The organism is [Mycobacterium] fortunisiensis, assembly GCF_019050325.1.
Lineage (GTDB): Bacteria > Actinomycetota > Actinomycetes > Mycobacteriales > Mycobacteriaceae > Mycobacterium > Mycobacterium fortunisiensis.
Map to the genome: position 1 here is coordinate 21,408 of NZ_VOMB01000027.1, position 15,992 is coordinate 37,399.

General features: G+C 68.6%; 14 protein-coding genes. 6 read left to right on the forward strand and 8 right to left on the reverse strand.

The features are described 5' to 3' along the window. Positions 1-116: 116 nt before the first annotated feature. Positions 117-3,203, forward strand: a complete 3,087-nt coding sequence (locus FR943_RS24295; RefSeq protein WP_003882619.1) for an MMPL/RND family transporter — start codon at positions 117-119, stop codon at positions 3,201-3,203. A gap of 99 nt (positions 3,204-3,302) precedes the next feature. On the opposite strand, the gene FR943_RS24300 is transcribed toward FR943_RS24295, so the two are convergent. After that, on the reverse strand, positions 3,303-4,373 hold the full coding sequence (locus FR943_RS24300) for a TadA family conjugal transfer-associated ATPase (protein WP_217160834.1): 1,071 nt from the start codon (positions 4,371-4,373) through the stop codon (positions 3,303-3,305). Continuing rightward, positions 4,370-5,449 carry a septum site-determining protein Ssd gene (ssd, locus tag FR943_RS24305; protein WP_275957490.1) on the reverse strand — a complete coding sequence of 360 codons (1,080 nt, stop codon included), beginning with the start codon at positions 5,447-5,449 and terminating at the stop codon, positions 4,370-4,372. Before ssd ends, FR943_RS24300 begins: the two co-directional genes overlap by 4 nt. Before the next feature lie 410 nt (positions 5,450-5,859). Here ssd and FR943_RS24310 point away from each other — a divergent pair, with 410 nt between their 5' ends. Next, on the forward strand, positions 5,860-6,729 hold the full coding sequence (locus FR943_RS24310; RefSeq protein WP_217160835.1) for an HAD-IB family hydrolase: 870 nt from the start codon (positions 5,860-5,862) through the stop codon (positions 6,727-6,729). Positions 6,730-7,124: 395 nt separating this feature from the next. Here the strand turns inward: FR943_RS24310 and FR943_RS24315 are convergent, their stop codons facing one another. Then, a complete protein-coding gene (locus FR943_RS24315; protein WP_217160836.1) occupies positions 7,125-7,865 on the reverse strand; it encodes a Fic family protein in 741 nt (246 codons plus the stop codon). 78 nt (positions 7,866-7,943) lie between these two features. Between FR943_RS24315 and acs the strand changes: the two genes are divergently transcribed. Next, positions 7,944-9,905 carry an acetate--CoA ligase gene (gene acs / locus FR943_RS24320; protein ID WP_217160837.1) on the forward strand — a complete coding sequence of 654 codons (1,962 nt, stop codon included), beginning with the start codon at positions 7,944-7,946 and terminating at the stop codon, positions 9,903-9,905. 75 nt (positions 9,906-9,980) lie between these two features. On the opposite strand, the gene FR943_RS24325 is transcribed toward acs, so the two are convergent. Further along, on the reverse strand, positions 9,981-10,676 hold the full coding sequence (locus FR943_RS24325) for a S1 family peptidase (protein WP_217160838.1): 696 nt from the start codon (positions 10,674-10,676) through the stop codon (positions 9,981-9,983). A 114-nt stretch (positions 10,677-10,790) separates the two neighbouring features. Between FR943_RS24325 and FR943_RS24330 the strand changes: the two genes are divergently transcribed. Continuing rightward, positions 10,791-11,297, forward strand: a complete 507-nt coding sequence (locus tag FR943_RS24330; RefSeq protein ID WP_217160839.1) for a phage holin family protein — start codon at positions 10,791-10,793, stop codon at positions 11,295-11,297. After that, a complete protein-coding gene (locus tag FR943_RS24335; protein WP_217160840.1) occupies positions 11,297-12,247 on the forward strand; it encodes an alpha/beta fold hydrolase in 951 nt (316 codons plus the stop codon). The genes FR943_RS24330 and FR943_RS24335 overlap by 1 nt, the downstream gene beginning before the upstream one ends. Here FR943_RS24335 and marP read toward each other — a convergent pair whose 3' ends face one another. From marP to nth, 4 genes are read right to left on the reverse strand one after another with little or no spacing between them, the layout of a single operon-like run. Continuing rightward, a complete protein-coding gene (gene marP / locus FR943_RS24340; RefSeq protein WP_217160841.1) occupies positions 12,248-13,438 on the reverse strand; it encodes a MarP family serine protease in 1,191 nt (396 codons plus the stop codon). Positions 13,439-13,449: 11 nt separating this feature from the next. After that, a complete protein-coding gene (locus FR943_RS24345) occupies positions 13,450-14,226 on the reverse strand; it encodes an NUDIX hydrolase (RefSeq protein ID WP_217160842.1) in 777 nt (258 codons plus the stop codon). 12 nt (positions 14,227-14,238) lie between these two features. Then, entirely contained in the window at positions 14,239-14,886 is a 648-nt protein-coding gene (locus FR943_RS24350; protein WP_217160843.1) for a TlpA family protein disulfide reductase, read from the reverse strand. A gap of 7 nt (positions 14,887-14,893) precedes the next feature. After that, positions 14,894-15,667: an endonuclease III gene (gene nth, locus FR943_RS24355; RefSeq protein ID WP_308170649.1), complete on the reverse strand. Its 774-nt coding sequence runs from the start codon at positions 15,665-15,667 to the stop codon at positions 14,894-14,896. A 111-nt stretch (positions 15,668-15,778) separates the two neighbouring features. On the opposite strand from nth, the gene FR943_RS24360 reads away from it, so the two are divergent. Continuing rightward, positions 15,779-15,991, forward strand: coding sequence for a hypothetical protein (locus FR943_RS24360; RefSeq protein WP_308170655.1), 213 nt, complete (start codon positions 15,779-15,781; stop codon positions 15,989-15,991). Position 15,992 lies beyond the last annotated feature (1 nt).

Genomic DNA, 15,992 nt, shown 5'->3' on the forward strand with positions numbered 1-15,992 from the left:
CCACCGCGCCCAGCCGCAACCATGGCCCGAAAGGTCGGCGCGGCCCTTCCGATCCTCGTGTGGGACTATTAGTATCGTAGCGATACCGATAGTTTCGTTTCTTGGGAGGCGTGGGGATGGGCGATCGAACCGGAGATGCTGGGCCTTCCCGTGGCCGGCGCGGCGTCGATCTGTCCGGATCTTCGGAATACAGCGCCCGGTTGGGTCGGCTCGCGGCGTTCACGGTGGGCCACAAGGCATTGGTGATCGGTGGATGGATCGCGGCCGCGGTGGTGCTGGCGCTGCTGTTCCCGCAGCTGGAGACGGTGGTGCGCCAACAGTCGGTCGATCTGATCCCGCGTGATGTGCCCTCGTTTCAGACCGTGGACCGCATGAGTGAGGCGTTCGGTGAGCAGGGCTCCAAGACGATGCTGTTCGTCGCGATGCAAGACCCGGCCGGTCTGACCCCCGATAATCAGCTGCGCTATCAGGATCTGGTGGGGCGGTTGCGCGCCGATCACGACCATGTCCTGCTGGTCCAGGATCTGCTGGCCGACCCGGTCACCAGAACCCAGGCGGTCAGCGGTGACGGCAAGGCCTGGTATCTGCCGGTCGGGGTGGCCGGCACGCTCGGTGATCCCACCGCGGCCGAATCCGTGCAAGCCGTGCGCGATCTCACCGACACGGCATTCGCCAACACGTCCACCACGGCCTATGTGACAGGGCCACCGGCCACGTTCGCCGATCAGATCGCCTCAGCCGAGCACGACCTGGTGTTCATTTCGATCGCCACCGCCGGGCTGATCGCGCTGATCCTGCTGATCGTGTACCGGTCGGTGTTCACCGCGCTGCTGCCGCTGCTGGTGATCGGGATCAGCCTGGCCGTCGGGCGTGGGGTGCTCTCTGCCCTGGGGGAAATCGGCATGCCGGTCTCGCAGTTCACCGTGGCGTTCATGACCGCGATCCTGCTCGGCGCCGGCACCGACTACACCGTGTTTCTGATCAGCCGCTACCACGAACAACGCCGCGCCCAGGTGCCCGCCGAGCAGGCGGTCATCGCGGCCACCGCCAGCATCGGCCGAGTCATCCTGGCCTCGGCGGGCACCGTGGCCCTGGCCTTTCTGGCCATGGTGTTCGCCACCTTGAGTGTGTTCGCCGGCCTCGGTCCGGCCTGCGCGGTCGCCGTGGCAGTCGGATTCGCCGCCACCGTGACCCTGCTGCCGCCGGTGCTGGCGCTGGCGGCCACCCGCGGCATCGGCGAACCCAAACCCGACCGCACCCGCCGCTACTGGAACAGCGTGGCCGTGGCCGTGGTGCGTCGCCCGGTGCCGCTGCTGGTCATCAGCCTGACCATCCTGGTGGCACTGTCAGCGGCCGCGGCGACCATGACCATCAGCTACGACGACCGCCAAGGACAACCCCCCACCACCGCCAGCAACCAGGGCTATCAGCTGCTGGACCGCCATTTCCCCAAAGACGTCGTCATCACCGAATTCCTCGTCGTGGAAAACCCGACCGACATGCGCACCGGCAAAGGCCTGGCCGACCTCGACGAGATGGCCTCACGCATCGCCCAAATCCCGGCCGTGACACGTGTTTCCGGGATCACCCGACCGGCCGGGCAACGCCTCGACCAAGCCCAACTGTCCTGGCAGAACGGACAAATCGGCGACAAGATGGCCGACTCGGTCGCCCAGGGCAACGACCGGCGCACCGACCTGGACAAGCTCACCCACGGCGCCGACCAACTCGCCGACGGCCTGGCCCAACTCGACACCACCGTGCGCACCGCGCTCACCCCCCTGGGCGGTGTACTCACCCAAGCCGGCGCCGCCGGTGAGAACATGCAGCGCTTCGGCCCGCTGCTGCAACAACTCTCAGCCACCGCACCCGAGGTCGACACCGCCATCCAAGCCGGCCCCGGCATCCGACCCCTGGCCGAACGCGCCCAGACCGCCATCGCCGCCCTCGACCCGCTCGTCACCGCACTCAACACCTCACCGTGGTGTATCACCACCCCGCAATGCACCCAGATCCGCGACCAGGTCAGTATCCTGACCACCCTGCGCGACAACGGATTCTTCACCCAACTCGCCACCCTGGGCGACCAGTACAACCCGGCCACCAACGCCACCGTCACCGGCACCCTCACCGAAGTGCAACACACCGTGGCCACCATGAACAACGCCTTCAAAACCCTCGGCAACCCCGAAAACCTGACCGCCAACATCGGCCGACTCCAACACGGCATCAGCCAACTGGCCTCCGGCGCACGCGCCCTGGCCACCGGCGTGCACACCCTGGCCGACAGCAACATCCAAATGCTGTCCGGGATGAGTCAAATCGCGGCCCAACTGCAAAACTCCGCCCGCGCCACCGCCGGATCCGATGCCGCCACCGGCTTCTACCTGCCCCCCGAAGCCTTCGACAACCGCCAATTCGCCGACGTCGCCAAACACTTCCTCTCACCCGACGGCAAAACCGCCCGCTTCGCCATCGACACCAACACCGACCCCTACAGCGGCGAGGCGATGAACCTGGCCCGCCAGATCACCGACGTCGCCAACACCGCACGCCCCAACACCTCCCTGGACCACGCCACCGTCTCGGTCGCCGGATTCCCCGCCGTCAACTCCGACATCCAACGCCTGCTCTCATCCGACTTCACCCAACTGGCCATCGCCACCCTGGTCATTGTCGGACTCATCCTCATCGCCCTGCTACGCGCCCTGATCGCCCCGCTATATCTGCTGGGCACCGTCGTGCTGAACTACCTGGCCTCACTCGGTATCGGAGTCATCGTCTTCCAATGGATCCTCGGCCACCAAATCGCTTGGCCCGTACCACTACTAGCGTTCATCATCCTCGTCGCCGTCGGCGCCGACTACAACATGCTGCTCGTATCCCGACTCCGCGAAGAATCCACCCACAACATCCGCGTCGGCGTGCTGCGCACCGTAGCCACCACCGGCTCAGTCATCACCTCCGCCGGCCTCATCTTCGCAGCCAGCATGTTCGGCCTGATGATCGGATCGGTAGCCATCATGATCCAAACCGGACTCATCATCGGCTGCGGACTACTGCTGGACACCTTCCTCGTACGCACCCTCACCGTCCCAGCCATCGCCACCCTGCTCCGCCAAGCCAGCTGGTGGCCACAACGCCCCACCACACCCACAACACACCCCACACCAACACCACAACCAGCCACCGCCACAACCTGACAGCGCTAAGAAATTTCAACCACAGTCACACGCGGCATTCCCGATTCACACCGATCCGCCAAAACCCGCCCCGCAGAGCGCAGATCATCGAGTACAGCACTACAGATAAGCATGTCGCCCACGGTCGCAAACACCATCCCGATCACCGTCAGCGACAGTCGAGGACACCCGCAACCGACCTACAGATAATACGGCGGCGGCCAGCTGACTGATCAGGGCGGCCCGGTCCAGCCCACCCAGCGCCCCGAGCGCCTCCAACCGGGCCGGCACCTCGGCCGCGTTGTTGGCATGGACGGTGCCGGCCCCACCGTCATGGCCGGTGTTGAGCGCAGCCAGCAGGTCCACCACCTCGGCTCCCCGCACCTCACCGACGACGATCCGATCCGGACGCATCCGCAGTGCCTGGCGCACCAGGTCCCGTACCGTGACCTCGCCCACGCCCTCGACATTGGCACCGCGGGCCACGAGCTTCACCAGGTGTGGGTGCGGCGGGGCCAGTTCAGCCGCATCCTCGACGCAGATGATGCGTTCATGCGCGGCAACCGCCCCGAGCGCGGCGGCCAGCAGCGTGGTCTTGCCGCAGCCGGTGCCGCCGGAGATCAAGAAGGCCAACCGGGCCGCGATGATGGCCCGCAACAGTTCCGCGGCCTGCGCCGGAATGGCCCCGGAGCGGGTGAGGCTGTCGAGGTTCTGGGTGGCCGGGCGTAGCACCCGCAGCGACAGGCAGGTGCCCGCCGCCGCGACCGGGGGCAGCACCGCGTGCAGGCGCACCGTGAACGGCCCGATGCCGCTGAGCTGGCCGTCCACCCACGGCTGCGCCTCGTCCAGCCGGCGTCCGGCCAGCAGCGCCAATCGCTGCGCCAGGCGACGGACCGCGGCCTCGTCGGGGAACCGGACGACGCTGCGGTGCAGCCCATTGCCGTCGTCCACCCACACCGAGTCAGGAGCGGTGACCAGCACATCGGTGGTGCCCGCCGCGCACAGCAGCGGTTCGAGCAGGCCCGCACCGGTCAGCTCGGTTTCCAGCAGCCGCAGATTGCTCAGCACCTCGGTGTCGCCGAGCACGCCGCCGGACTCGGCGCGGATCGCCGCGGCCACCACGCCCGGGCTCAACGGGGAGGCCTCGGCCACCAGCCGTTCCCGCACCCGGTCGATCAACGAGGCGCTCACGCGGCAGCCGCCTCGAGATGGCGGGCCAGCACCGCCAGTACCCGGCGGGCCGCCGAGCCCAGTGGCGAGCGTGGGCGCACCCGCAACCCGCCGCGCTCCAGCGCCTCGGCGATACCGGCCTGCGGTCGCATCGCCGCCAACAGCGGCAGGCCGGCGATGCGGGCCACCTCGGCCGCGCGCAGCCCGCCGGGAGCCGGGCCGCGCACCACGACGCCGGTATTCGGGTTGCAGGCCAGCAGCCACGGACATGCGGCCGCCGCGGCGGTACACGACCGCACGTCGGCCGGCGTCACCACCACCACGAGATCGGCTGCGCTCAACGCGGTTTCAGTCGTTTCGGTGGCGCAGCGGGGTACGTCGCACACGACGGTGACGCCACCGCGGCAACCCGCCTCGATGACGGCGCCCAGTGGCCCGGCCTGGATCTCGGCACCCACGCGTCCGCTGGAGAGCACACTCACCCCGTCGCGGCGCGGCAGCGCCTCGCGTAACGCCGGGTAGCCCAGCCGCCCACCCTGCAGCACCAGATCGGGCCAGCGCAGCCCGGCCAGATCCTCGCTGCCGGCCACCAACTCGATGCCGCCGCTGAGCGGGTCGGCGTCGATCAGCAGCGCAGCCGAGGCCGACTGCGCCAGCGCAACCGAGAACACCGACGCGCCCGCCCCGCCGCGGGCGCCCACCACGGCCACCGCCGGACCGCGCCCGGCCTCATCGCGGCAGGAGGCCTCCGACAGCGCCGCCACCAGGTCGGTGTCGTTGGCCGGCAGCGTCACCACCTGTTGGGCGCCGACCGCGATGGCGGCCTGCCAGTCGCACGGCTGCGGGACGGCGTGGCCGACCAGGATCACCCGGCTGCGTCGGGGCAGCGGACCTTCGGCGCAGCGCTGTGCGGCCGGAGCGTCGAGCAGTACCGCGGTGGCCGCCATCCAGGCTTTGCGCCCGCACGGCTCGTCGAGCAGCACAAGGCCGACGCCTGCGGCGGCCGCCACCCGGGACACGTCCTCCCGCAGCAGCGGGTCGCCGACCATGGCCAGCACGGTGTCGGGCGGCGAGTTCGAGAAGGTCTGGGTGGCCATGCCCCCACCCTGCGGGCAACCACGGAGTGGGCACCATCACCAATTCGCGGATTGTGGATGAAGTCGGGCCTGGGGATGAACCGTGGTCCGCAAACGTACCGGGAACGACGACTGAAAATGCGGTTCCGCAACCAACCCGGAGCGGGCGCCGAAGATTTTTACCCCAGAAAAGGGACGACCCCCGCCAGGGGGGGAGGAGGCGGAGGTCGTCGTGTATCAGCCCCGGGGGGTCGGGCTGATACACCCTCGGCATAAGCCGAGTAATGCTCACTATACACACGGAACTGCCAAAACATGCAACAGACACCTGTGCGGGCTACCAACCCGTACTCCGACGACGCCGTCCGAAAGAATGTGTCGTGAACTGCCATTTCATGCCGCCGCCCGGAAAGCGCGGCACAGCTGCCTCTATGCTGACGGCTGTGACCGCATCCGATCGGGCTGCCGGGGAGTTGAGCGCACAGCAATCCGAGCTGCACGAGGGTCGGCCGGTGCGCACCGCGGCCTTCTTCGACCTCGACAAGACCGTCATCGCCAAGTCCAGCACATTGGCCTTCAGCAAACCTTTCTTCAATCAGGGTCTGCTCAATCGCCGCACCGTTCTCAAGTCGACCTATGCCCAGTTTCTGTTCCTGATGTCGGGGGCGGACCACGACCAGATGGACCGGATGCGCAGCTACATCACCAACATGTGCACGGGCTGGGACGTCGCGCAGGTGAAGTCGATCGTGGGTGAGACCCTGCACGACATCGTCGACCCGCTGGTGTTCGCCGAGGCCGCCGAGCTGATCGCCGACCACAAGCTGTGCGGCCGCGACGTCGTGGTGGTCTCGGCCTCTGGAGAGGAGATCGTGGCCCCGATCGCCCGGGCCCTGGGGGCCACCCACGCCATGGCCACCCGCATGGTGGTCGAGGACGGCCGCTACACCGGTGAGATCGCCTTCTACTGCTACGGCGAGGGCAAGGTCGAGGCGATCCGGGCGCTGGCCGCCCGCGAGGGCTACGCGCTGGATCATTGTTACGCCTACTCGGACTCGATCACCGACATCCCGATGCTGGAAACCGTGGGCCATCCCACCGCGGTCAATCCCGACCGGGGGCTGCGCAAGGAGGCCGCGGCGCGCGGCTGGCCGGTGCTGACGTTCACCCGGCCGGTGCCACTGCGGGACCGGATTCCAGCCCCGTCCGGGGCCGCCGTCGCCACCAGCGCGGCCGTCGGGATCAGCGCGCTGGCCGCCGGCGCCCTGACGTATTCACTGTTGCGCCGCTTCACTTCCTGACCTACCGGATGTAGTAGCTGGATCCGCGGAGTAACGATCAGAAGTCGGACGGCTTTCGCCCTTGCTGTGACTGGGGTCACGTAGTACAAAGGAACCACGGAAGCTTGGATGAGGCCAAGTGCCAGCCAGAAGAGAAGGCTGACTCTCCCGAACCAGGCTCCCCGGCACGGGTCCCGGAACCCACGCGGAGCACATGCCGCGGAATAGGCAAAAGCGTTGCGGGCCTGCGTGATTGCGAGGAGCGGACGGCTACGACGACCCTTTGGGTAGGGTTGCAGCCGAAGCGCATCGCAAGGACGCCGAGGCCACCCACGCAACCCACTTGGCACGCTTGGTAACCGGTATCCGTGCTAGCGGGCGGCGAGCCGAAACGATATTTCGGAGCGTCGCCCGCTTTACGTTGCTGACTGGGCGATCTGCAGCGCCTCCCGGGCCCCGGCCGTCAACGCCTCGCTACTGAGCAACAGCCACGCCGCCAGCCCGTCAGGCGTGCCGGACGCGAATCCCCGTGCGGCAGCACGGTACTCCCCCGACTTGCGCATCCAATGCACCTCGGGCACCCCGAGACCGTGCGGGTCGAGCCCGGTGGCGATCGTCACCAACCGCGACACTGCGCGGGCCACCACGCCGTCGGCGGTGCCGAACGGCGCCAGACTCAGCAGTTCACCGTGCGCGACAGCGGCCATCACCGGGGCGGGCACCTTGGACCCGCCGGACAGAATCTCGGTGAGCAGCTCGAGACGACGCCCGACGCCGGGATCCGTGCGGGGGCGGCCCAGATGTTCGTCATCGGTGAGGTCGGCCGCTGCCAATGCGTGCAGCCGGGCCAGCGCCTGCATCGGCGCCCGCTGCCACACCGCGACCAACGCCGTCGCCCCGCCCTCCAACGCCTCGGCGACCCGGATGGCACCGGCGGTCACCGGATCGGGCTCACCGTCGGCGGACAGCTGCACCGATCCACCGTCGAGCACCGCGGAAGCCCGCGCCGCGCGCAGGGCCGCCTCGGCCGCAGTCTGCGGCCAGCCCCGCAAATTGAACTTGTGCCGGTGTGCGCGCCCGAGCGCGTCACGGGCCTCATCGCTGGCCTCGGCCACACCGGGCAAGTCGACCAGCGGAGCGAGTGGGTCGGTCGTCATAGCCGAAACGCTAGCCGCCGACCACTGCCTTGTGAGGTCCCAACCCCGTTGCAACGTTCGGTGACTAGGCTCACACGCATGTCAAACTCGCCGACGACATCCACCGAAGTTCCGTCAGCCTATCCGCCGCCCGCCGAATTCGCGGCCACCGCCAACGCGACGGGCGAGTTGTACGCCGAGGCCGAGAAGGACCGGCTGGCATTCTGGGCCGCCCAGGCCAACCGGTTGACCTGGCAGACCCCGTTCAGCGAAGTACTCGACTGGTCGGAGGCGCCGTTTGCGAAGTGGTTCGTCGGCGGGCGGCTCAACGTCGCCTACAACTGCGTCGACCGGCACGTCGAGGCCGGCAATGGGGACCGGGTGGCGATCCATTGGGAGGGCGAGCCCGTCGGTGATGCCCGCGACATCACCTACGCCCAGCTCAAGGACGAGGTGAGCCAGGCGGCCAATGCGCTCACCGGGCTGGGGCTGACCGCCGGGGACCGGGTGGCGATCTACATGCCGATGGTGCCCGAGGCGATCGTGGCGATGCTGGCCTGCGCCCGGCTGGGCGTCATGCACAGTGTGGTGTTCGCCGGGTTCTCGGCATCGGCGCTGCGGGCCCGCGTCGAGGACGCCGAGGCCAAGGTTGTCATCACCACCGACGGTCAGTACCGGCGCGGCCAGGCCGCCTCGTTGAAGGCCGCCGTCGACGAGGCGGTCGCGGATCAGCCCTCCGTCGAACATGTACTCGTGGTGCGCCGCACCGGGATTGACGTGAACTGGACCGACGGCCGGGATCTGTGGTGGCACGAGACGGTGGACGTGGCCTCGGCCGAGCACAGCCCCGAAGCGTTCGACTCCGAGCAGCCGCTGTTCCTGCTGTACACCTCGGGCACCACCGGCAAGCCCAAGGGCATCGTGCACACCTCGGGCGGCTACCTCACCCAGTCGGCCTACACCCACTACAACGTGTTCGACCTCAAACCCGAGACCGACGTGTACTGGTGCACCGCCGACATCGGCTGGGTGACCGGGCACACCTACATCGTCTACGGACCGCTGGCCAACGGGGCCACGCAGGTGGTCTACGAGGGCACGCCCACCTCACCGACCGAGCACCGCCACTTCGAGATCATCGAAAAGTACGGCGTCACAATCTATTACACCGCGCCCACCCTGATCCGCACGTTCATGAAGCTGGGCCGGCAGATCCCGGCCGCGCACGATCTGTCCAGCCTGCGGCTGCTGGGGTCGGTGGGTGAGCCGATCAACCCCGAGGCCTGGCGCTGGTACCGGGAAGTCATCGGCGCGGGCCGGACCCCGGTGGTAGACACGTGGTGGCAGACCGAGACCGGGGCGATCATGATCTCCCCGCTGCCCGGTGTCACCGCCACCAAGCCCGGTTCGGCGATGACGCCGCTGCCCGGCATCTCGGCCAAGATCGTCGACGACGACGGCAACGAGTTGGTGCCCGGCGCGGACGAGGCCGAGCATGTCACCGGTTACCTGGTGCTCGATCAGCCGTGGCCGGCGATGCTGCGCGGCATCTGGGGTGACCCGAAGCGGTTTACCGACACTTACTGGTCGCGGTTCGCCGAGCAGGGCTGGTACTTCGCCGGTGACGGTGCCCGCTACGACTCGGACGGCAACATCTGGGTGCTGGGCCGTATCGACGACGTCATGAACATCTCCGGTCACCGCATCTCGACCGCGGAGGTGGAATCGGCCCTCGTCGGTCACTCCGGGGTGGCCGAAGCCGCGGTCGTCGGTGCGTCCGATGACACCACGGGGCAGGCGATCTGCGCGTTCGTCATCCTCAAGGCGTCCGCGCACGGCGGTGCCGACTCCATGATCGACGAGCTGCGCGCTCAGGTGGCCACCGAGATCTCGCCCATCGCCAAGCCGCGGGAGATCCACGTGGTGCCCGAGCTGCCCAAGACCCGCAGCGGCAAGATCATGCGTCGGCTGTTGCGCGACGTCGCCGAGGGCCGCGAGCTCGGCGACACCTCGACCCTGGTGGACCCGAGCGTGTTCGAGGCCATCCGGGCCGGCAAGTAGGGCTGGTCGAGAGGCCACTTGTCGCACGCTGTTCCAGCAATTGCGGGTCATAGGTGGCCGCTCGCGCGGGGAAGTTCAGCCGATCGGGACGAAACCCGTTCCCGGCCGGTTCTTGGCGGTGATGTCGGCCAGCTGGGTGTTGAACGACATCGTGACGGCCGGCGTGTGCAGTGGCACGAACTTCACCACACACGTGGGCAGTTCGTCGCTGAAGGCGCCGTGGATCATGCCGACCAGCCGGTTGTTGACCGTCACCGGCGCGCCCGAGTCACCGGGCTGACCGCACACCTGGTTGACGATCGTGCCCGGATCCTGCCCCGGCCCCCACGTGACCCCGCACGAGTACCCCGTCGTGCGACCGAGTTTGCAGGCCACATCGCCGAACACCGGGTCCGGGCCGAGGCCGTCGATCTGGAATCCCCTGACGTTGTTGGTCGGGGTCACCTTGGCCGGGTCGAACTCGATGACCGCATAGTCCAGCCCCTCGTTGCCGGCCACCATCGTGCCCAGCACCCCGGCGGCCTCGGCACCTTCTGCAGCCACCACCGCGCCCGGGCCGCCGCAGTGCGCCGAGGTGAAACCGATGAGCCGGCCCGCACTGTCGTGCCCGATCGTGGTGAGCGTGCACAGCGATTCACCGTTGACCACGATGCCCGAGCCGCCACCGAGAACCACGGGGGCATCGGCGGCCGCGGGCGCCGGCGCGAGCAGCGCGAGGAGGGCGACCAACGGTGCACCGAGGAGCAACTGCCGGCGGTGTCTGCTCGTCAAGAGTCCTCCAATCGACGCGCCCGACCCGCGCAACTCAAGAATGCGGTCAGTCTACTAAGACCCGGATGTCGGGCGGCATCGTTAACGGCTTCGGCGCATGGCAACATGAACGCCATGAGCACAGGCGACCGCAGGGACGGCGTTCCGACGACGGTGACCTCGATTCCGCTCGTCGACCCGCACGCACCCAAGCCGGACCCGTCGATCGGCGACCTGGTCAAGGACGCCACCGCACAGGTCTCCACGCTGGTGCGCGCCGAGGTGGAACTGGCAAAGGCCGAGATCACCCGCGACGTGAAGAAGGGCCTGACCGGCAGCGTGTTCTTCATCGCCGCGCTGGTCGTGCTGTTCTACTCGACGTTCTTTTTCTTCTTCTTCCTGGCCGAGCTGCTCGACACCTGGCTGTGGCGCTGGGTGGCCTTCCTGATCGTGTTCGGCCTGATGGTGCTGACCACCGGGGCCCTGGCGCTGTTCGGCTTCCTGAAGGTACGACGGATCAAGGGTCCGCAGCAGACCATCGAATCGGTCAAGGAGACCCGCGAGGCCCTGACCCCCGGCCACGACAAGGCCATCACGACGGCTGTCCCGACCAGGCCGACCACCGACCCGTCAGGCTGGTAATGCCCCCACCCGACCCGTCGATCACCAGGATCGACGGGCCATGGCGTCATCTGCAGGTGCATGCGAATGGCATTCGGTTCCATGTCGTGGAGGGCACCGTCGGAAGTGAGGGCCCGCAGCCGGAAGCAGAGCGGCCCCTGGTCATCCTGCTGCATGGGTTCGGGTCGTTCTGGTGGTCCTGGCGCCACCAGCTCAGCGGACTGGCCGACGCCCGGGTGGTTGCCGTCGACCTGCGCGGGTACGGCGACAGCGACAAACCGCCACGCGGTTATGACGGCTGGACTCTGGCCGGCGACACTGCCGGACTGATCCGGGCACTGGGCCACAAGTCCGCGACACTTGTCGGGCACGCCGACGGCGGCCTGGTGTGCTGGGCGACGGCGGTGCTGCACCCGCGCATGGTCGACGCGATCGCTCTGGTCAGCTCACCGCACCCGGTGGCGCTGCGCGCCTCCACGCTGACCCGCCGCGATCAGGGCCGCGCGCTGTTGCCGTCGATGCTGCGCTACCAGCTTCCGGCCTGGCCCGAGCGCACGTTGACCCAGCATGACGGCGCCGAGCTCGAGCGTCTGGTACGCAGCCGGGCCGGCGCCGGTTGGCAAGCCACACCGGACTTCTCGGACACGATGGGGTATCTGCGCCAGGCCATCCAGATTCCCGGTGCCGCCCACTGCGCCCTGGAGTATCAGCGGTGGGCGGTGCGCAGCCAGCTGCGTGGCGAGGGGCGACGGTTCATGCGCTCGATGAAGCGCCCGGTCAACGTGCCGGTGCTGCACCTGCGCGGTGACGCCGACCCGTACGTCCTGGCCGACCCGGTGACGCGGACCCAGCGCTATGCACCGCACGGCCGGTACGTATCGATCGCGGGCGCCGGGCATTTCGGCCACGAGGAGCAACCGGGGGCGGTCAATGAACAGCTGAGCCGCTTCCTGGCTCAGCTGCGTGGCTGATCAAGAGTTGATGCAGGTTCCGGTCGCGACCCGCTGGGTGTTGCCGATCTTTGCCAGCTGGTGCTCGACCTCCTTGGCGGTCAGCACGAAGCCGGTGTCGACATCGTCGACCGCGGCGCCGAACACCACGCCCAGCACCTTGCCGGCCCGGTTGATCATCGGCCCGCCCGAATTCCCTTGCCGCACCGTGCCTCTTACGGTGTAGACCTCGCGGGTCACGGTGGTGGTCCGGTAGATGTCGGGGCCGTTGAGCTCGATGATCTCGCGGACCCGGGCCGGGGTGGCCAGGAAGTCACCGCCGCCGGGGTAGCCCATCACCACCGCGTCGGTGCCCTTGGGCGCCGGCTGTTCGGCGAACTGCAAGGGTGCCACCGGCAGGTTGGGGACGTCGAGGATGGAGATGTCGGCGTTGGGGTCGTAGGACACCACACCGGCGTCGTAGGTCTGGCCGTCGGCCTCGATCGTGACGCTGTCGGCGCCGGCCACCACGTGGGCGTTGGACATCACCCGGTTGGGGGCGACGACGAATCCGCTGCCCTCCAGCACTTTCTGGCAGCTCGGGGCGACGCCGCGGATCTTCACCACGCTGGGCCGGGTGGTGGTCACCACCGGGTCGGTGGCCAGCGCGGCGTCCGGGGCGTCGACGTTGACGATCGGGGTCCGGCCGAACGGTTCGAGCACATCGGGCAGCCCGGAGGTGTCCAGCAGCGCCGAGAGCCGGTTCGGCACCGAGCGCAGCCAGTCCGGCGCCACCTTGTCGACCTCGGTCAGCACCCGTGAGTTCTTCACCGCCGCAGCCAGACTCGGCTGATCCGACGACGTCAGCAAGCTGCCCAGCAGCCAGGACGCCACGAGGACCGCGACCAGCATCAGGCTCACCCCGACGGCGGAGTCCAGTGCACGCAGCGCCCGGTTCCGGATGGTGCTGCGCACCGCCCGCCCCAGCACCACACCGGCGATCTCGCCGATCACCACGAGCGCCAGAATCAGGAACAGGGTGGCGAACAGCCGGGTGCGGTCACCGCTGATGTGCGGGATCACGTGCGGGGCCAGGAGCACGCCTGCCACCGCACCGAGCACCACACCGATGAACGACAGCAGGGAACCCAGCGCGCCGGAACGCCAGCCGGAGATCGCTGCGACGAACCCGATGCCGAGGATGGCGAAATCGAGCCAGACCGAAGGTGTCATCTATTTCCACTTCAACTTTGGGCTTCACCGTAACCGTTGTCATGCCCGACGAGGGCCATTGCCTCGTCGAGTCCGCGGACGTCCTCGGTGTTCCACGGCTTGGCCCAGCCCGCGACATCGAGGATGGCCGAGATGACCTGGCCGGTGAAACCCCACACCAGCATCTCGTTGAGCAGGAACGCCGGCCCGGCGAACCGGCTGGTGTTGGACTCCCGGTAGACCATGAGCCGGTTCTCCGGGTTGGTGAAGGCCCGTACCGGGACCCGCGCCACGACAGCGGTCTCGGCTTCGTCGACGACCGCCACCGGCCCCGGGTCGGGCGAATAGGCCAGCACCGGGACCACGTGGAATCCCGACGGCGGGATGAACATCTTGTCCAGCGTGGCCAGGGGATGGATCCGGCTGGTGTCGATGCCGGTCTCCTCGGCGGCCTCACGGAACGCCGTGCCGATCGGGCCCCGGTCCCCCGGATCGGCGGCGCCGCCGGGGAACGCGGCCTGGCCGGCGTGGTGTCGCAGCGTCGACGCACGGACGGTCACCAGCAGGTCGGCGTCCTCGGGTAGCAGCGGGGGCGGGACGTCGGGTGGTCCGGAGAACAACACCAGCACTGCGGCATCACGCCCGCGACCGGCCTGAACGGCCTGGTTGTTGGCTTCGAGGATGCCGGCCAGGACGTCGGGCGGAACCCGCCGACGGTAGGCATCGGGCACCCGGTCGACATTGGCCACCAGCGGTTTGAGCCAGTCCGGAGCGGCATCGGGGACCAACCCGCCGCGCGTCGACCTCACCCCGGGTGCTCCTTATCGGCTAGAGCGGATCTTCTCATCGACCGCCGCCGCGATCTCGTCGGCACTGACGAAGGAGCGGGGCAGGGTCCCGGCCACGCTACCGTCCGCACGCAGCACGACCGTCGCAGGCATGACGTTGGGTACCTTCAGCGCTGCCGCGACCAGACGCCGGCCATCCTGCAGCGTCGGCAACCGCACGCCGAGTTCGGCCAACCGGATCAGTGCCGCGTTCTCGTTCTCGTCCTGATGCACGGTCACCACCAGCACGTCGTCACCGACCCGGCGCTGATATTCGGCCATCGCGGGCAGTTCGTCGGCGCACGGCCCGCACCAGTACGCCCACAGGTTGAGCACCACTGTGCGCCCGGCCAGCGCGGCGGCCACGTCGACGGGCTTTCCGTCGGCCGTGCAGTCCAGTGTGATGCCGCGCAGCGCCTGTGGCCCCTGGCCCGGACCGGGGGCGGGGCAGGACGGCAGGTCGGCCCGGGCCCGGGGCCCGGCGAGCGCCTCGGGGGTGTCGGCGTCGCGATGATCGCGGGCGTCGGATTGCCCGGCCCCGGCCTGCGGGGCCGGCTCGTCGCGCAACTCCATCCAGAACGCGGTGCCCAGCGCCACCAGGACCACCAGGACCGCCACGGTCCAGCGGGCCGAGACACTCATCGCACGTTCACAGCCCGGCCAGGGCCAGCAGATGCTCGGTCTCCGGGCCCTTGACCAGCGCGGCCGCGGTTTCCGGGTCGGTGGGCCCGAGCCCGAACGACGGGCAGTCGTTGGCCAGCACACACACCCCGCAGGCGGGTTTGCGAGCGTGACAGACCCGGCGCCCGTGGAAGATCACCCGATGGCTGAGCAGGGTCCATTCTTTGCGTTCGATGAGCTCGGCGACCGCGAACTCGACCTTCACCGGATCTTCCTCGGCGGTCCAGCGCCAGCGCCGCACCAGCCGCCCGAAGTGGGTGTCGACGGTGATTCCGGGGATGTCGAAGGCGTTGCCCAGGATTACGTTGGCGGTCTTGCGTCCCACCCCGGGCAGGGTGACGAGCTCATCGAGGGTGTCGGGCACCTGCCCGTCGAACCTGGTCACCAGTTCCTGGCCGAGCCGGATCAGCGAGTTGGTCTTGTTCCGGTAGAAACCGGTCGGCCGGATCAGCTCCTCCATCTCGGTGCGGTCGGCCTGCGCGTAGTCCAGCGCGGTGCGGTACTTCTTGAACAGCGCCGGGGTGGTCAGGTTGACCCGTTTGTCGGTGCTCTGCGCCGACAGGATCGTCGCCACCGTCAGCTCCAGCGGATTGGTGAAATCCAGCTCGCAGTACACATGGGGAAAGGCGCGGGCCAGTTCCCGGTTCATCCGTCGAGCCCGACGGACCAGGCCCAGGTGGGTCTCGTTGTCCCACTTCTTGGACCGGCGCGTTTTCCCTGATGGGGCGGCAGCCGCAGTCACGCCAGCCAGCGTACTGACCGCCTCGGACATACCGTGGCGCGGACCGGTGACGTTTCGTGACCGTGCTGAGACCTGCGCCGTGTTAACTACACCCTTGTGTCGTGGTTGCTGGTGGCGCTCATCCCCGGGTTCCTCATGCTGGCGGCGTTCGGGCTCGAGCGGCTCGAATCCGGATTGGACCGAGAGCCCACCCCGGCAGCAGCCCTGCCGCCGCCGAAGCCGGTCACCTTCGACATGGAGAGCGAGGGTTTGCCGACGCGGTACTACGAGCCGCAGGCCATCAATCCTGGGTTTCCGGCGTCTCGACCTGTCAATCGTGTGTAGC